Source organism: Novosphingobium soli (assembly GCF_042432915.1).
Classification (GTDB): Bacteria; Pseudomonadota; Alphaproteobacteria; order Sphingomonadales; family Sphingomonadaceae; genus Novosphingobium; species Novosphingobium soli.
In genome coordinates this window covers 71,249-87,276 of record NZ_JBHLWK010000013.1, presented here as the reverse complement: position 1 = coordinate 87,276, position 16,028 = coordinate 71,249, and the positions used below count along the sequence as shown (strand labels likewise).

Genomic DNA, 16,028 nt, shown 5'->3' with positions numbered 1-16,028 from the left:
TGCACGGGCGAGATCCGCCCGTCGCGACGCGGAGCAATCGGTTGCGGTGTGGCCGCCTTGTACACAACTCTCAGACCGCTCAGCCTGAGCTTGTCGAAGGCCCCGGGAGGTGGCGCGATGCTCGCAGGCTTCGACAAGCGCAGCCTGAGCGGGCAGCGTTGGTTCGGCAGGTCACCACCCTTTGCGGCCCCATGACGCTTGCGTCTGGACGCGGACCCTGGGTTACGCCCGCATTGAATCACGGCTCCTACCGCGCGTGATTGGGGCGCGTCGGCTTGTCCATCCGCGAGGCCCAGTCGACGATGAGATCGTCGTACAGCGCCTGGTCGATCAGGTCGTACTTCTCGGGGAAGTTGGCGAAGGCGTTCATGGCGCTGGCGACCGAGCCGGTCTCCATCAGCTCGCGCGCCATCTTGAGGTGGTTGACGGCGGCAGAGACCCAGCCCCACCCGGTCGACAGCGTGAAGGCCGTGTCGGGCAGGTTGAAGCCGAGCGTGCAGACGGGGATGGTCATGTGCGGGATGACTTCGGCCTGCTGGGCCGGTGGCGCGCTGGCGAAGACGATGGCGTCGGCACCCGCCTCGGCATAGGCCCGGCCGCGCCGGATCGCCTCCTCGATCGAGCCGGTGCCGCCGCCGCCGTTCTCGCTGGTGTAGAGCTCGTCGCAGCGGGCGATGATGACCAGCCCGGAATCGCCGCGCGCCTTCACCCCCGCTTCGATCCGCGCCTGCATCTCCTCGATCCGGCACAGCCCGTTGACGTGCTTGGAATGCTTGGGATTGACCTCGTCCTCGACATGGTAGCCGGCGATCCCCGCCGCCACGTACATGCGGGTGAAGCGATAGGCGTCGGCCACCGTCTCTCCAAGCGTGTCCGCGTCGGCCACGAGCGGGATGTTCATGGCCTGCGCGATCCGGCCGGCCTGCTCGATCTGCTCGATCTGGCTGAAGATGCCGTTGTCGGGAATGGCATAGTGGAAGGCGGAGCAGGCATGCCCGCCCAAGTACGCGGCCTTGAAGCCGACGTGCTCGACGATCCGTCCCGTCAGCGCGCTGTAAGCCTCGGCGGCCACGAAATGCTCGCCATTCTCGATCAGCGCACGCAGCTTTTCACCCGGTGTCGGCATCGCTCTTCCGTCTCCCTCTTTGAGCGAGGGCTTGCACGATGGCCGGGTACTGGCAAGCGCGCCCGCTTGCCTCAGACGGTTATCGGCGGGGCGTTGCGCAAGCCGACGCTCTCGAGCACCGGGACCAGTTCGTCGAAATGGGCGATCACCGCGTCGGCGCCCATCTCGGCCGGCGGCACGTCGTTGAACCCGAAGCTCACCGCCACGCACGGGATCCCGGCCGCCGCGGCGGCCCGCGTGTCGTAGGTGCTGTCTCCGACGTAGGCAGCCCTGCCCCCGCCGCAGCGCTCCACCATCAGGTTCAGCAGGTCGGGCCGCGGCTTGGCGCGGCCGGGCCCGAGCGTGTCTCCGCCGATCACGATGAAGAAGCGGTTGGACAGGTCCAAGTCGGCCAAGACCTTGCGCGCGAACCGCTCCAGCTTGTTGGTGACGACGGCGATCCGGACGCCCCGCACGGCCAGCGCGTCGAGCATGGCTGCGCCGCCCGGAAAGAGCCGCGTCTCGACCGCGATGTTGTCCTCGTAGAACGCAAGGAGCGCGTCGTGCAGCTCCTCGAAGCGGGCGTCTGCCACGGGCCCGCCCGTGGTGGCGAGCGCCTTTGCCAGCATCTTGCGGGCGCCGCCGCCGATCATGGCGCGCACCTGCGCCGGGGCGACGGGTGCCCGACCCTCCTGCGCCAGGGCATGGTTGACCGCATGCGCCAGGTCGCCGTGGCTGTCGACGAGCGTTCCATCGAGATCGAAGCCGACAATCTGGAAGGGGAACGCGCTCATCTTCCCGGCAGTGGCGTCTTGTGGTGGAAACCGCAAGACTTTGCTGGCAGGAGGGCACCCATGACTTTTGCCAGCAGCCCCCTCGCCATCGTCGTCCTCGCCGCCGGCAAAGGCACCCGCATGAAGAGCGACCTGCACAAGGTCCTTCACCCGATCGCCGGGCGCCCGATGCTGGACCACCTGCTGGCGAGCGCGCGCGAACTGGCGCCCGAGCGCCAGGTGGTGATCGCCGGCCACGGGCGCGAGCAGCTGGAAAAGGCGCTCGGCACCCGCGCCGCGATCGCGGTGCAGGAGCCGCAGCTCGGCACCGGCCACGCGGTGCAGCAGGCGCAGGCGGCGCTGGCGGGCTTCGACGGAGACGTGCTGATCCTCTACGGCGACGTGCCTTTCGTGCGGCCGGAGACGATGCGCGCGATGATCGCCCGCCTTCACGCAGAGGATGCCCCTGCCGTCGTGGTGCTGGGCTTCGAACCGGCCGAGCCGCTCCAATATGGCCGCGTCCTTGCGCATGACGACGGGCGCATCGCCATGATGGTCGAGTACAAGGACGCCACCGAGGAACAGCGCGCCTGCCGGCTGTGCAACTCGGGTCTCATGGCGGTGAAGTCGGCCGACCTGTTCGACCTCCTCGCCAAGGTCGGCAACGAGAACAGCCAGGGCGAGTACTACCTGGTCGACATCGTCAACATCGCGACGCTGGAAGGCCGCGCCTGCGCGGTCATCGTCACCGACGATCCGGACGAGGTGGGCGGCATCAACAGCCGCGGCGAGCTGGCCGAGGCGGAAGCGCGCTGGCAACACCGGCGCCGCGCCCTCGCGATGGCGGAAGGCGTCACGCTGGTCGCGCCGGAGACGGTGTACTTCGCCTGGGACACGCAGCTCGGCCGCGACGTCACGATCGAGCCGAACGTCGTCTTCGGTCCCGGCGTTACGGTCGCCGACGACGTGACGATCCACGCCTTCTCGCACCTGGAAGGGGCGACGCTGGAGAGCGGCGTCGCCATCGGGCCTTTCGCCCGGCTGCGGCCCGGCGCCGTGCTCAAGCGGGGCTCGAAGGTCGGCAACTTCGTCGAGATGAAGCAGGCGGTGCTGGGCGAAGGTGCCAAGGCCAACCACCTGACCTACCTGGGCAATGCCGAGATCGGCGCCGGCGCCAACATCGGGGCGGGCACGATCACCTGCAACTACGACGGCTACTTCAAGCACCGGACGGTGATCGGCGAGCGCGCGTTCATCGGATCGAACAGCGCGCTGGTCGCCCCGGTCAGGATCGGTGCCGACGCGATCGTCGCCGCCGGCAGCGCCGTGACCCGCGACGTCGCCGACGGCGAGCTGCGCCTCGTCCGCGGAGAGCAACTGGTCAAGCCCGGCTGGGCAGACCGCTTCCACGATGCGATGAAGAAGAAAAAGGTCGAGAAGGACGGCTGAGGCCGCCCGCCTACCCGCCCGCCCGCCTGCGGACGATGTCAGCCAGCTTCGCCCGCGCCGCGCCGTCCTGAGCGTCCTGCTGGAGCAGCGCCTCGTAATAGCTCTGAGCCGCGGCAAGATCGCCCTGGCTCTCGCTGGCGAGGGCGAGACCGCGCAAAGCGCGCGTCGCCATGCGGCCCGTGATCTCGCCGCCGTCCGCCGCTGCAAGGTCGTAGGCCTGGTGGTACTGGGCGATGGCTCCTGCAGCGTCGCCGCGCAGGCGCAGGATATCGCCGTACTGGTTGCGGAAGTGCGGGTTGGTCGGGTCCATCGCCACCGCCTGCGACAGCGCTGCCCCGGCCTCGTCGAAGCGCCCGAGGTCGGTGAGCGCGAAGCCCTTGGCGAAGAGCGCCTCGCACCAGGCCTCCGGCGCAAGATCGACCTTCGCGCCCTGGCGCGCCGCGCCCATCAGGTTGGCTACGCCTCCGCGATCGCGGTTGCAGTAGTACGACACGTCCCGCGCGTGCTGCTCCGCCGCAAACCCGGCGATCATCGCATCGGCGCGGGCCACGGCCTCTGCCTGCCGTCCCTCACGGATCAGGCCCACGATCTCGACCAGCCGCGGGTCCTGCGGCTCGGCGCCGAGGCCCGCCGCGCTCGCCAGCAGCGCGGCACCGGTGACCCAGCGCGCGCCGCGGGCGATCCGCATCAGGAGCCGATCGCCTTCTTGCGCGCGATGTTGCCGAGTTCCACCCGCGCGACTTCGCTGCGCGCATCGTACTGCAAGGATTGGCGGTAGAGCGCCTCCGCCTCGTCGTACTGGCCCATCGCCGCCTTGGTGTAGCCCATGCCGCGCAGCGCACGCGCCGCAACCGAGGCGTCGGGGCCGGAGGTGGATTTGTCGACCACGGACCAGGCATGCGCGAACAGCTCGTGGCTGCGCTCCCACGAGCGACGCGCCTTGAACAGTTCGGCGTATTCGTTGGCAAAGTGGGCGTTGCGCGGCGCCATCTGCGAGGCCTGCCGCAGCTCCGCCTCGGCCAGGTCGCCGCGGCCCAGGTCGATCAACGCGAAGCCCTTGCCGAAATGGGCCTCGCACAAGGCCGCATCGACCTGCACCGCGTCGGGCGCATCGGCGCCGCCATCCCGGCACAGCCGGGGACGCAGGTCTCCCGCCAGGCGACGGTCGGCATCGGCGATCACCTTGTCGAACAGCTCCACGGCCTGCGCCTGCTTGCCCTTGCGGAGAAGGTCGTAGCCCTGCGCGACATGGCCCGCCGCATCGAACCGGGTTTCCGTGACCCGCGCCGCCGGGTCGAAGGCGACGGCGACGAGCCGGGCCTGGGGCGCCGTCTGCAGGGGGCCGGCGTGCGCGGTTCCCGCCAGCGACAGCGAGACCAGGAGTGCAGACGCAATACGAGCGTTCATCGGTGCTTTTCCTCTCCCGGAACACCGCTCATGCGCCGGTCTGTGCCGAACCCGGTGCGTGCGGGCCGATCGTCAGACGGTGTTCGTTGAACACCAAGGATTATCCGACCGGGGCGGTTTGACAAGTCATCTCGGCGAAATCAAACCGTCGTTCATCGCAAGGGACCGAAGATCGGGCCCCGATACGGAGATACGCTATGGCCAACAGCCCCTGGAGCCACACTCGCAATTCGTCGCTCGCCGACGATGTCGACTTCGAGATCAAGGGCCAGGAACTGCAGTTCGTCGAAATCGAGCTCGATCCGGGCGAAAGCGCAGTGGCCGAGGCCGGCGCGATGGTCTGGAAGGACGCCGATATCGACATGACGACCGTCTTCGGCGACGGCTCGGCCGACCAGGGCGGCGGCTTCATGGGCAAGCTGCTCGGTGCGGGCAAGCGCCTCGTCACCGGGGAAAGCCTGTTCACGACCGTGTTCACGCACCGCGGCCGGGGCAAGGCCCGCGTCTCGTTCGCAGCCCCCGTCCCGGGCGCGATCCTGCCGATCAAGCTGGACGACGTGGGCGGACGGCTGATCTGCCAGAAGGACGCGTTCCTCTGCGCGGCGCGCGGCGTGTCCATCGGCATCCACTTCCAGCAGCGCATCATGACCGGCCTGTTCGGCGGCGAAGGCTTCATCATGCAGAAGCTGGAAGGCGACGGTTGGGTCTTCGTCCAGATGGGCGGCACGGTGATCGAACGCGAGCTGCGCCCCGGCGAGGAACTGCACGTCGACACCGGCTGCGTCGCCGCGTTCCAGCCCAGCGTCGAATTCGACGTGGTCCGCGCGGGCTCGGTCAAGTCGATGATCTTCGGCGGCGAAGGCGTGTTCTTCGCCCGGCTGCGCGGGCCCGGGAAGGTGTGGATCCAGTCCCTGCCCTTCTCCCGTCTCGCCGGTCGCATGCTCGCCGCCGCGGGCGCGCGCGGTGGGCAGAGCCGCGGCGAAGGTTCCCTGCTGGGCTCGCTCGGTGATTTCATCGACGGCGACTGACGCGCGACGGCTTGCCGATGATATCGCGATATGATATCGCGATATCATGACACGCATCCTGGCCGACCTGCCCGACGAGGACATCCGCTGGCTGGATGCCCGCGCGCTCGAGCTCGGCCAGTCGCGCGCGGCGGTGCTGCGCGAAGCCGTGGCCACCTACAAGGCCCAGGCGCAGCCCGCCAGTGGCAAGGGCTGGCTCGACCAGGCGTTCGGCATCTGGAAGGAGCGCCAAGACATCGGCGATCCGGTCGAATGGCAACGCCGCGAGCGCGCGTCCTGGACGCGGCCGTGGGACGACGACTACGAAGACGTGAAGGCCGAGTTCCCCGACCTCTTCGACGAGGATGATGATCGCGAGCGCGCCCGCCACCTCGCCAGCGGAGGCGCCGGGGCGCCGCCCGCGGCATGAGCGGCTATTCGTTCGACAGCAACATCCTGATCGACGCGCTCAACGGAGTGCCCGCTGCGCATGCCGAGATCGCGCGTGTCGATCGCCCCTGCATCAGCCGTATGGTCTGGACCGAAGTGCTCTCCAAGGAGCCGGGCGGCACCCTGCGGATCGTGGAGACGTTCCTTTCGGGCTTCCTGATCGAGGAGATCGACGCCGAGATCGCGCGGCATGCCGCGGCACTGCGGCGAGAGCGCCCCAAGCTGAGACTTCCCGACGCGATCATCCTCGCCTCGGCGCAGGTGCGCCAGCGCATCCTCGTGACCCGCAACATCAAGGATTTCCCGGCCAGCATGCCGGGCATCCGCGTTCCTTACACTCTCTGATCGAAAGCATTCCTCTCATGTGTGGCATCATCGGCATCGTCGGCAAGGAAGACGTGGCGGACCGGCTGGTCGACGGCCTCCGGCGCATGGAGTATCGCGGCTACGACAGTGCCGGCGTCTGCACCATCGACGAGGGCCGTCTGGTGCGCCGCCGCGCCGAGGGCAAGCTGTTCAACCTGGTCAAGGAGCTCGCGCGCGATCCGGCGCCGGGCGAGACCGGTATCGCCCATACCCGCTGGGCCACCCACGGCGCACCGACGGCGGCCAATGCCCACCCCCATGCCACGACGGAGCTGGCGCTCGTCCACAACGGCATCATCGAGAACTTCAAGCCGCTGCGCCAGGCCCTGGAGGCGCGCGGCCGCACGTTCGAGAGCCAGACCGATACCGAGGTGGTGGCGCATCTCGTCTCCGAGCAGGTCGAGGCCGGCGCGTCTCCCGAGGATGCGGTGAAGGCCGTCCTGCCCCAGCTGCGCGGCGCCTTCGCGCTGGCCATCGCTTTCCGCCGCTTCCCCGACATGCTGATCGGCGCCCGCCTCGGCTCGCCGCTGGTGGTCGGCTACGGCGACGGCGAGACCTACCTCGGCTCCGACGCGCTGGCGTTGGCCCCGCTCACTCAGAAGATCACCTACCTCGACGAGGGCGACTGGGTGGTCATCACCCGGGACGGGGCGCAGATCTACGACGCGCAGAACAACCAGGTGACCCGCGAGATCGTCACTTCGGGCGCGTCCGCGGTGGCGATCGAGAAGGGCAATTACCGCCACTTCATGCAGAAGGAGATCTTCGAGCAGCCGACCGTGGTGGCTCAGACCCTGCGCTCGTACCTGCGCCAGGTCGACCAGTCGGTGGCGCTGCCGCAGATCGACTTCGACCTCTCCGCCATCCACCGCATCACCATCGTCGCCTGCGGGACCAGCTACTACGCCGGCATGGTGGCCAAGTACTGGATCGAGACCTTCGCGCGCCTGCCGGTCGACATCGACGTCGCCTCCGAGTTCCGGTATCGCGACCCGGTGCTGGAGGACGGCGGGCTGGCTCTGTTCATCTCGCAGTCGGGGGAAACCGCCGACACGCTCGCGGCGCTGCGCCACTGCAAGGCGGCAGGGCAGACCATCGCGGTGGTCGTCAACGTCCCGACCAGCACCATGGCGCGCGAGGCGGACCTGCTGCTGCCCACCCATGCCGGGCCGGAGATCGGCGTCGCCTCCACCAAGGCCTTCACCTGCCAGCTCGCCGTGCTGGCCGCCCTCGCCGCGCATCTGGCGGTGAAGCGCGGCCGCATGGCGCGCTCCGAGGAGATGGAGGTGGTGCAGCACCTGCTGGAGACGCCCGCCACCCTGAACGCCGCGCTCGACCACGACGAGGAGATCGCCGCGATGGCGCACCTCATCGCTCCGGCGCGCGACGTGCTGTACCTGGGGCGCGGCCCGGACTATCCGCTCGCCCTGGAAGGCGCGCTGAAGCTGAAGGAGATCAGCTACATCCACGCCGAAGGCTACGCCTCGGGCGAGATGAAGCACGGACCCATCGCCCTCATCGACGAGGCGGTGCCGGTCATCGTGCTCGCCCCCTCGGGGCCGCTGTTCGAGAAAACCGTCAGCAACATGCAGGAAGTCCGCGCGCGCGGCGGCAAGGTCGTCCTGATCTCCGACGCGGCGGGCATCGCCGAAGCGGGCGACGGCTGCATCGCCACCATCGAGATGCCGCGCGTCCACCCGCTGATCGCCCCGCTGGTTTACGCCGTTCCGGTTCAGTTGCTGGCCTACCACGTGGCCTGCGTGAAGGGCACCGACGTCGACCAGCCGCGCAATCTGGCCAAGAGCGTTACCGTCGAATAGGCTGCACTTGCCCGATCAGGCTTTACCTGCCGGTAACCATTCGACCGATATCGAAGCCGGGTGACCCCGAGCTCGCCCGCCCGCCAGGCCCTGCCGCAGGACCTGCCCGCTCTTGCCGTGCTCGGCGCGTTGCACGATCCCGCCTCGCGGCGTTCTGCCCCGCTGCGCATGCTGGCCCAGGCTGCGGCCGCGCTGGCCACCGTCGTGCTCCTCTATGGCCGGGTTCCCACGCTCGCCGTGCTCGCATGGATCGCGCTGGCGGCTGCGGCGCAGGTCTATGCCTGGCGCGTCGACCGCGCGCTGGCGGCGGCGGACACGCGCCGGCTTTCCCCGCCGGAGGCGCGTCATCCCGTCGCTGCCGCTCTGGCCGCCGGGATCGCCTGGGCCCTGCCGCTGGCCGGCTTCGGCTCCTTCGTCGACGGCCAGACGCAGGTGAAGCTCTGGGCGGTGCTGACCATGCTGACGACGGTCTCCGCCATCCTACCGGCCGCCGTGCCGATCGCCACCCTCGTGTTCTCCTGCGTCGCCGGTGGGTCGGCGGCGGCGTTCTTCCTGATCTCCGGCCATTGGGACACCGCCGCGATCGCCCTGCTCTCGCTGCTCGCCCTGGTCTTCGCCACGGTCGATTCCACGCGCAGACGGATCGCTGCCGGCCGGGCCGAGGCCGCGATGGCCGAGAAGGACGAGGTCGTCTCGCTCCTCCTGCGCGAGTTCGAGGAGGGCGAGGCGGACTGGCTCTGGCAGGTCGATCCCGCGCGCCGCGTCCGCTCGGTTTCCCCGCGCTTCGCCTTCGCGCTGGGGCGCCAGGCCGCGCAGGCGGAGGGCCAGCCGCTCGTCCAGCTCATCGCCGGGTCCGCCTGGGACACGGGAGTGTTCCCGCCCAGCTTGCGGGAGCTTGCGGAGCGGCTCAAGCGCCGGGAGCATTTCTCCAACCTGCTGGTGCGTGTCGAGATCGGCGGCCAGACCCGCTGGTGGGAGCTCTCCGGCACCCCGCGCATCGACGAACAGGGGCTGTTCCAAGGCTTCCGCGGGGTCGGCTCGGACGTGACCGAAGCGCGCGAGAACTCCGACAAGATCGCCTGGCTGGCCCGGTACGACACGCTCACCGGCCTGCCTAACCGCCTGATGCTGACCGAGACGCTCGCATCTGCGCTCGACCATGCAGCCAAATGGCGGACTCGCTGCGCCCTGCTCATGATCGACCTCGACCGCTTCAAGGCGGTGAACGAGACGCTCGGCCACCACGTCGGCGACCAGCTCCTGGCCCGCGTGTCCGAACGGCTGAAGGCCGAGATGAGCGAGGACGCGCTGTGCGGCCGGCTCGGGGGGGACGAGTTCGCCGTGGTGCTGCGCGATGCGGCCGGGCCCGATGCGGTGGAGCGCGTCGCCCGCCGGGTGATCGAACGCCTCTCGGAACCCTACGAGGTTGACGGCCACACGCTGTTCGTCGGCGTCTCGGTCGGCTCGGCCGTCGGCCCGCGCGACGGCGCCACCGCCGAGAAGATCATGCGCAATGCCGACCTTGCGCTCTACCGCTCCAAGGACGTCGGCGGCAATGTGCACTGCACCTACGAACCGGTGCTCCACGCCCATGCCGACGAGCGCCGGAAGCTGGAAGCGGCGCTGAGGCGCGCGCTCGGCCGTGGCGAGATGCGGATGGCCTACCAGCCGGTCGTGGATGCCGGGACGGAGGGGGTCGTCGGGTTCGAGGCGCTGCTGCGCTGGGACAGCGCTGACCATGGCTCGGTCAGTCCCGCCAAGTTCATCCCGCTGGCGGAGGACACCCGGCTGATCGTGCCGATCGGCGAATGGGTCCTGCGCGAGGCCTGCCGGGAGGCCACCAACTGGCCCGCGCACGTGCGCATCGCCGTCAACGTCTCGGGCGAGCAGCTGCACGACGGCAACTTCGCCTCGACCGTGGCGAACGCGCTGACGAGCACCGGGCTGCCGCCGCACCGGCTCGAGATCGAGGTGACCGAAAGCGTCTTCCTGCGCGACGATGCGCCGGCCCGGGCGGCGCTGGACCAGGTGATCGCTCTGGGCTGCGGGGTGGCGCTCGACGACTTCGGGACGGGCTATTCGTCGCTGGGATACCTGCGCCGCATGCGCTTCTCGACGATCAAGATCGACCGCTCCTTCGTGCAGGGCGCAGCCGCCGGCAATCGCGAGAGCCTGGCCATCATCCGCGCCATCGTCGCCATGGCCGACAGCCTGGGGATGTCCACCACCGCGGAAGGCGCGGAGACCGAAAAGGAGGTCGAGATCATCCGCCAGCTCGGTTGCCGCAAGATCCAGGGCTATCTGTTCGGCCGCCCGATGACCGGACGGGACGCGCAAGTGCTGTTCCGCGAGCGGGCGCTACCCTCGGGCCAGAGCGCCGCCTGACACGGGCTCGTCAAGCGCCCACCAGTCCCTTGATCGCGCTCTCGAACAAGGCACGGCCATCGGTGCCGCCGTGCGTGGTCTCGATCGCCCGCTCGGGGTGCGGCATCATGCCCAGCACGTTGCCGGCGTCGTTAAGCACGCCCGCGATCCCGCGCGCCGAGCCGTTGACCTCCTCGGCGTAGCGGAAGGCCACCCTGCCCTCGCCCTCCAGGCGGTCGAGCGTGGCATCGTCGGCGTAGTAGTTGCCGTCATGATGCGCCACCGGCACGCGGATCACCTGACCCGCCTCGTAGGCCGCGGTGAACAGCGACTGCGCGTTGACGACCTCGAGCCCTACCTCGCGGCACACGAAGCGGATGCCCGAGTTGCGCAGCAGCGCGCCCGGCAGCAAGCCGCTTTCGGTGAGCACCTGGAAGCCGTTGCACACGCCGAGCACCGGAACCCCGCGCTCTGCCGCCGCCACCACCGCCTGCATGATCGGCGAGCGCGAGGCGATGGCGCCGCAGCGCAAGTAGTCGCCATAGGAGAAGCCGCCGGGCACGGCGATGAAGTCCAGTCGCTCGGGCAGCGCGCTGTCCCCGTGCCAGACGCGGTGCGGCGCGGTGCCCGAGACTTTCTCCAGCGCCACCGCCATGTCGCGGTCGCAATTGGAGCCGGGGAAGGTGATGACGGCGGAGTTGAAGGCCATCAGGCGGCAACCTTCTCGACGCGGTAGTTCTCGATCACCATGTTGGCGAGGAGCTTGCGGCACATCTCGTCCAGCGCCGCGTCGGTGACGCTGTCGGCCACGTCGAGCTCGATCAGCCGGCCGGCGCGGACATCGTTCACGCCGGCGAAGCCGAGCCCCTCCAGCGAGTGGTGGATCGCCCGCCCCTGCGGGTCGAGGACGCCGGGCTTGAGGCTGACGTGGACGCGGACTTTCATCGCAAGGCCTTTCGCTGAGCGGGCGCAGATTCGTTGGAAGCGCCTATGACTCCTCGGGCGCGCCGGGGCAAGGTTTGAACGGGAGATTGAACCGCAAGGTCCGAACTGCCATCAGCCCTGAACGGCCTTTGCCCGGGCCGCGGGAGTTCCGACCCATGACCATCTCCTTCGCCGGCCAAGTCGCCATCGTCACCGGCGCGGGCAACGGGCTCGGCCGGGCTTACGCCCTCGAGCTCGCCCGCCGCGGCGCCCGGGTGGTCGTCAACGACCTGGGCGCGGCGCGGGACGGCTCGGGCGAATCCGAAGCGGCTCTCGCCGTGGTCGAGGAGATCCGCGCCGCGGGCGGAGAGGCGATGGCCGACGGCGGCGACGTCTCCGACGACGCCCAGATGGCAGCGATGGCGGCCCGCGCCCGCGAGGCCTGGGGCGGCATTCATGTCCTTATCAACAACGCGGGCATCCTGCGCGACCGTACCTTCGCCAAGATGGACCCCGCTGACTTCGAGCTGGTCGTCCGCGTCCACCTGCTGGGCAGCGCCTTCGCGACCAAGGCGGTGTGGGACACGATGCGCGCGCAGAACTACGGCCGCGTGCTGATGACGTCCTCCTCCACCGGGCTCGGCGGCAACTTCGGCCAGGCCAACTACGGCGCCGCCAAGGCGGGCGTCCTCGGCCTGGCTCGCACGCTGCGGCTGGAGGGCGCCAAGTACGACATCCGCGTCAACACGATCGTGCCCACCGCAGGCACCCGGATGACGGCCGACATCTTCCCGGAAGAGGCCTACAAGGCCTTCGAGCCCGCCCATGTCGTGCCTGCGGCGATGTTCCTGGTCTCGCCCGAGGCTCCGACCGACGCCATCCTGGCGGCCGGCGGCGGCGTGTTCCAGGGCGGGTGGATCACGATGAACGAGGGCCTGCTGCTCCCCGAAGCCACCGCCGAAGACATCGCCCGCGCCTGGCCGCGCATCGCCGACCGCTCCGGCGACCACGCCTTCGAGACCGGCATGGACCAGGCGCATCATGCCTTGCGCATGTTGCGGGGGACGGGCTGACGGCGCGACCCGCTCGAGCATTGTCTGCGGGGTGGGTGTCGGGGAGCTTCGACAAGCACGGCCCGAGCGAATTGGTGCAGTCCAGGCCGGGCCCGGCGGCCGTCCCGTGCCAGAGCCGGGCGAGCGCCGCCCGCCGCCGGCCGGGGCCTCAGTCCTCCACCACCTTGAGCAGCTTGCGTTCCAGCGGGCTCAGCACGTTCGCCAGCTCGTGCCCGCGCTTGAGGACCTGGCCGACTTCGCCGAACAGCGTCCACATGCCCTGCTTGCCGCGCAGCGCAGGGCGCTTCTCGATCCGCGCCTGCGGGCGCTCCGCGGCGCGGCGGAAGGCGGAAAAGCTGGCCGCATCGCGTGTGAAGTCCATCGCGTAGTCGCGCCACAGACCCGCCGCCACCATGCGGCCGTAGAGGTCCAGGATGCGCTGAAGTTCCAGTCGGTCGAAGCCCACCTGCTGCTGCCGCGAGCCGGGGAAGGCGACCACGCTGCCGCTGGGGATGGGTCCGTTCTGGGGTCCTGCCGCCATTCAGCCTACCGGGCCCTCACCACCGCTCGTTCTCCCGCGCAGGCTCCTCGCGAGCCTCCTGCATCGCGTCGAGCCGCGCGCGCAGATCGGCGATCTCGCGCTCCAGCTCGTCCACGCGCTGGTTCCCCGTCGGCTCGCAGGGTTCCTTGCAGGGCGTGCCATAGGGCATGAACTCCTTGGCCCAGGTCTCCGCCTTGACCAGCGTGGAGCGCGCCTTGACGCCGATCATCGTGGCGCCCTCGGGAACGTCTTCGGTGACCACCGCACTCGCACCGATACGGGCACGGCGTCCGATCGTGACCGGGCCGATGATCTGCGCACCGGAACCCACGATCACGTTGTCCTCCAGGGTCGGGTGGCGCTTGCCGCCGACGCCGTTGGTGGGGTTCGAGCCGCCCAGCGTCACGCACTGGTAGATGGTGACGTTGTCGCCGATCTCGGCGGTTTCGCCGATCACGGTGAAGCCATGGTCGATGAAGAAGTTGCGGCCGATCTTCGCGCCCGGGTGGATGTCGATGGCGGTCACGCCCCGGGCGAAGTGATTGACGGCGCGCGCCAGGAAGAACAGGTCGGCGTTGAACAGCGCATGCGCGATGCGGTGCCAGAACAGCGCCCAGACCCCGGGATAGAGCAGCACTTCCCAGCGGGAGCGAGGCGCGGGATCGCGCGCGACGACGGAGTCGAGGTAGCGGACGATATTACCCAGCATGCCCGAGAACTCCCATCATTCGATCCGCCCTGCAGCGTCCGGCTCACGACGCGGCCAGTCCGCCCTCATCACATGGTCGAGCCGCCGGCCTTAGTCTCATTCAACGCATCGCGCCAGATGGCCAGCGTCGGCGCAGCCTTGCGCTCCAGGCTGAGCCTGTCCACCGCGGCGACGACGCGCTCGACGCCCAGATGGCTACGCTCACAACGTCCTGCAAGATAGTGGGTTGCCGAATGATCGAGGACGAGCCCGCGCATTTCCGCGTGGACCTCGATCAGGTCGGCCAGCATCGCGTCATCGGGCTCCCCGATGGCAAGGTCCAGCGCGGCACCGAGGCGGGAGGACAAGTCCGGCAGCCTGACGCGCCAGACGGCTCCGGCGTCGTCGGCGGGAGGGCCGGCCGCGAAGGGGCGATCGGCGACCAGCAGCAAGGGGCGGCCGCTCTCCTGCGCGCGATTCCAGCGGTGAAAGAGCACGTCTTCGGCCACGGCATGCGCATCGTCGATGGCATCGCCCGCACCCGAACCGGCGAACCAGCGCGCCAACAGCGACTTGCCCGAGCGCGGCGGGCCACTCAGGATCGCGGTGTGGAACGGCCAGCGCGCCGGCTCCAGCAGCGCATCGACCACGCCGGCATTGGCGCTGCCCACGACGATGCGCGAAGGGCTGTCGCTCGCGGCGGACAGCGGGAGGGCGATCTGCCTCATGCGAGGACGGCCTAGCGGCTGATCCTCAGAGCGCCGGCTCCGCCCGCCACCTTCCAGCCTTGCGCCCGCAGCGCCGTCGCCAGCCGCTCGGAGCCGCCGGCGATGGTCACGCGCATGACGGAGGTCCCGCCGATCGCGAGGCTGGTCGTGGCGGCGCCCTGGGTCCCCGGCACCCCGCGCACCGCAGCTAGGGCGGCGTCGAGCGCGGCGGCATCCGGCGTCGCGAACTGCACTGTCACCGTCTCCGCCGGCAGGCCCATGGCCTCGTCCGGGCGGATGGTGGGCAGCGGCTGCGGAAGCGCCAGCGCGGGATCTGCATCGCCCTTGGGCATCAGCTTCTCGCGCAGTTCCTCGAAGGCGCGGTCCAGCGCCTCACCCCCGGCACTGATGGTCGGGTCCGGGTGCAGAGCCCCCTGCATGAGGGCATCGCGGTACAGCCCATCCACCCGTCCGACCGCCTGCTCCAGCATGCGCGGCAGCGCTTCCTCGCCGGGCGCCGTCATCGTGAAGCTGCCGAGGAACTTGTTATCCGGCCCGTAACGGGCCGTAAACGTGCCCTTGATGGGGCCTCCGGGCCACTGCCGCTCCAATCGCGCCACGGGCATGAGCACGTCCGATGCGTTGAACTGGCCGAGCACCGTGCGCCACCACAGGCGGCTGCGGCGGCTCGTCTGGCCGGCGGTGAGGACCAGCGATTCGCCGCCCGACCCCGTCGGCCGCACATAGTCGACCGGGCTGGTGGACGCCTGGAATTCCGCCCAGGCCCGCTGCCACGGCCCCCGCACCTCGAACACCTGCCGCACCCCGCCGGACTGCAGCACCGGGATCAGCAGCAGCGGCGCCGACCGCGGGCCGAAGCCTGCCGAGCTGCCGACGTATTGCCCGGCTTTCGCCTTGTCGAAGATCACGCCCAGCGTGGCGATATAGCGCCGCGGGCCGATCTGCTCCTGCCCGATCACCACCGAGGAGACCATGGCGTCGATCGCCTCCACCGGCATGTCCGGCCCGCCCAGCTTCTTCCAGGCGAGCTTTTCCGCCTGCTTCCAGCCCGCTTCGCGCGCCTCTGCAGCGGTCTTGCCGCCGACGTCCACGCGGATGCCGTTGACCTGGATATCCTCGGAATTGGCCAGCGGCGCGATCCCGCGGTCGCCCTCGATCTGCGCGACGAGGCGCGCTCCGCCGATCGCCGCGACCACGAGTGCCGCCGCGCCGCCCCACACGAGAGCTGCCTTTCCGGCCGGGCCCATGCGGGCGGGCCGCGGGATTTTCGGGGAGATCGTGATCGCCATTGTCGAAACCGGGGGCCTTTTGCCCAAACGGCGATGGAAATCCAAGCCACAAAGCGCTAGGCGCG

The 16,028-nt window shown here is 69.8% G+C and carries 17 protein-coding genes; 7 read left to right on the top strand and 10 right to left on the bottom strand.

Annotated elements, in window-relative coordinates; all coding sequences use genetic code 11:
* Positions 1 to 247 precede the first annotated feature (247 nt).
* Together ACFFJC_RS10975 and ACFFJC_RS10970 are read right to left on the bottom strand one after the other, a co-directional pair.
* The gene (locus tag ACFFJC_RS10975) at positions 248 to 1,126 is read right to left on the bottom strand and encodes an isocitrate lyase/PEP mutase family protein (RefSeq protein ID WP_379487548.1); all 879 of its coding nucleotides are present in this window, start codon (positions 1,124 to 1,126) and stop codon (positions 248 to 250) included.
* A 71-nt stretch (positions 1,127 to 1,197) separates the two neighbouring features.
* Positions 1,198 to 1,899, bottom strand: coding sequence for an HAD-IA family hydrolase (locus ACFFJC_RS10970; protein ID WP_379487547.1), 702 nt, complete (start codon positions 1,897 to 1,899; stop codon positions 1,198 to 1,200).
* Positions 1,900 to 1,959: 60 nt separating this feature from the next.
* On the opposite strand from ACFFJC_RS10970, the gene glmU reads away from it, so the two are divergent.
* Complete coding sequence (glmU, locus tag ACFFJC_RS10965) at positions 1,960 to 3,327, top strand: bifunctional UDP-N-acetylglucosamine diphosphorylase/glucosamine-1-phosphate N-acetyltransferase GlmU (protein WP_379487546.1); 1,368 nt, start codon at positions 1,960 to 1,962, stop codon at positions 3,325 to 3,327.
* A gap of 10 nt (positions 3,328 to 3,337) precedes the next feature.
* Here the strand turns inward: glmU and ACFFJC_RS10960 are convergent, their stop codons facing one another.
* Together ACFFJC_RS10960 and ACFFJC_RS10955 are read right to left on the bottom strand one after the other, a co-directional pair.
* On the bottom strand, positions 3,338 to 4,015 hold the full coding sequence (locus ACFFJC_RS10960; RefSeq protein ID WP_379487545.1) for a tetratricopeptide repeat protein: 678 nt from the start codon (positions 4,013 to 4,015) through the stop codon (positions 3,338 to 3,340).
* The gene (locus ACFFJC_RS10955; RefSeq protein ID WP_379487544.1) at positions 4,015 to 4,734 is read right to left on the bottom strand and encodes a tetratricopeptide repeat protein; all 720 of its coding nucleotides are present in this window, start codon (positions 4,732 to 4,734) and stop codon (positions 4,015 to 4,017) included. Before ACFFJC_RS10955 ends, ACFFJC_RS10960 begins: the two co-directional genes overlap by 1 nt.
* 197 nt (positions 4,735 to 4,931) lie before the next feature.
* On the opposite strand from ACFFJC_RS10955, the gene ACFFJC_RS10950 reads away from it, so the two are divergent.
* The 5 genes from ACFFJC_RS10950 to ACFFJC_RS10930 are packed head-to-tail and all read left to right on the top strand — an operon-like array spanning position 4,932 to position 10,762.
* Complete coding sequence (locus ACFFJC_RS10950; RefSeq protein WP_379487543.1) at positions 4,932 to 5,762, top strand: TIGR00266 family protein; 831 nt, start codon at positions 4,932 to 4,934, stop codon at positions 5,760 to 5,762.
* Between the two features lie 46 nt (positions 5,763 to 5,808).
* Positions 5,809 to 6,171, top strand: a complete 363-nt coding sequence (locus tag ACFFJC_RS10945; protein WP_379487542.1) for a ribbon-helix-helix domain-containing protein — start codon at positions 5,809 to 5,811, stop codon at positions 6,169 to 6,171.
* Positions 6,168 to 6,536, top strand: coding sequence for a type II toxin-antitoxin system VapC family toxin (locus ACFFJC_RS10940; protein ID WP_379487541.1), 369 nt, complete (start codon positions 6,168 to 6,170; stop codon positions 6,534 to 6,536). The genes ACFFJC_RS10945 and ACFFJC_RS10940 overlap by 4 nt, the downstream gene beginning before the upstream one ends.
* A 17-nt stretch (positions 6,537 to 6,553) precedes the next feature.
* Complete coding sequence (gene glmS / locus ACFFJC_RS10935; protein WP_379487540.1) at positions 6,554 to 8,377, top strand: glutamine--fructose-6-phosphate transaminase (isomerizing); 1,824 nt, start codon at positions 6,554 to 6,556, stop codon at positions 8,375 to 8,377.
* Between the two features lie 60 nt (positions 8,378 to 8,437).
* Positions 8,438 to 10,762: a putative bifunctional diguanylate cyclase/phosphodiesterase gene (locus ACFFJC_RS10930; protein WP_379487539.1), complete on the top strand. Its 2,325-nt coding sequence runs from the start codon at positions 8,438 to 8,440 to the stop codon at positions 10,760 to 10,762.
* Positions 10,763 to 10,772: 10 nt separating this feature from the next.
* On the opposite strand, the gene purQ is transcribed toward ACFFJC_RS10930, so the two are convergent.
* Together purQ and purS are read right to left on the bottom strand one after the other, a co-directional pair.
* Entirely contained in the window at positions 10,773 to 11,450 is a 678-nt protein-coding gene (gene purQ / locus ACFFJC_RS10925) for a phosphoribosylformylglycinamidine synthase subunit PurQ (protein ID WP_379487538.1), read from the bottom strand.
* Positions 11,450 to 11,686 (bottom strand): phosphoribosylformylglycinamidine synthase subunit PurS, encoded by a 237-nt coding sequence (gene purS / locus ACFFJC_RS10920; RefSeq protein ID WP_379487537.1) that lies wholly within the window; start codon positions 11,684 to 11,686, stop codon positions 11,450 to 11,452. The genes purQ and purS overlap by 1 nt, the downstream gene beginning before the upstream one ends.
* A 155-nt stretch (positions 11,687 to 11,841) precedes the next feature.
* Between purS and ACFFJC_RS10915 the strand changes: the two genes are divergently transcribed.
* Positions 11,842 to 12,738 carry an SDR family NAD(P)-dependent oxidoreductase gene (locus tag ACFFJC_RS10915; protein WP_379487536.1) on the top strand — a complete coding sequence of 299 codons (897 nt, stop codon included), beginning with the start codon at positions 11,842 to 11,844 and terminating at the stop codon, positions 12,736 to 12,738.
* A 148-nt stretch (positions 12,739 to 12,886) separates the two neighbouring features.
* Here ACFFJC_RS10915 and ACFFJC_RS10910 read toward each other — a convergent pair whose 3' ends face one another.
* From ACFFJC_RS10910 to ACFFJC_RS10895, 4 genes are all read right to left on the bottom strand, one after another.
* Positions 12,887 to 13,258 (bottom strand): DUF2794 domain-containing protein, encoded by a 372-nt coding sequence (locus ACFFJC_RS10910; protein WP_379487535.1) that lies wholly within the window; start codon positions 13,256 to 13,258, stop codon positions 12,887 to 12,889.
* A 16-nt stretch (positions 13,259 to 13,274) separates the two neighbouring features.
* Positions 13,275 to 13,967 carry a serine O-acetyltransferase EpsC gene (epsC, locus tag ACFFJC_RS10905; RefSeq protein WP_379487534.1) on the bottom strand — a complete coding sequence of 231 codons (693 nt, stop codon included), beginning with the start codon at positions 13,965 to 13,967 and terminating at the stop codon, positions 13,275 to 13,277.
* A gap of 68 nt (positions 13,968 to 14,035) precedes the next feature.
* Positions 14,036 to 14,674 carry a P-loop NTPase family protein gene (locus tag ACFFJC_RS10900; RefSeq protein ID WP_379487533.1) on the bottom strand — a complete coding sequence of 213 codons (639 nt, stop codon included), beginning with the start codon at positions 14,672 to 14,674 and terminating at the stop codon, positions 14,036 to 14,038.
* A gap of 11 nt (positions 14,675 to 14,685) precedes the next feature.
* Positions 14,686 to 15,963, bottom strand: coding sequence for a heavy-metal-associated domain-containing protein (locus ACFFJC_RS10895; RefSeq protein ID WP_379487532.1), 1,278 nt, complete (start codon positions 15,961 to 15,963; stop codon positions 14,686 to 14,688).
* Positions 15,964 to 16,028: the final 65 nt, after the last annotated feature.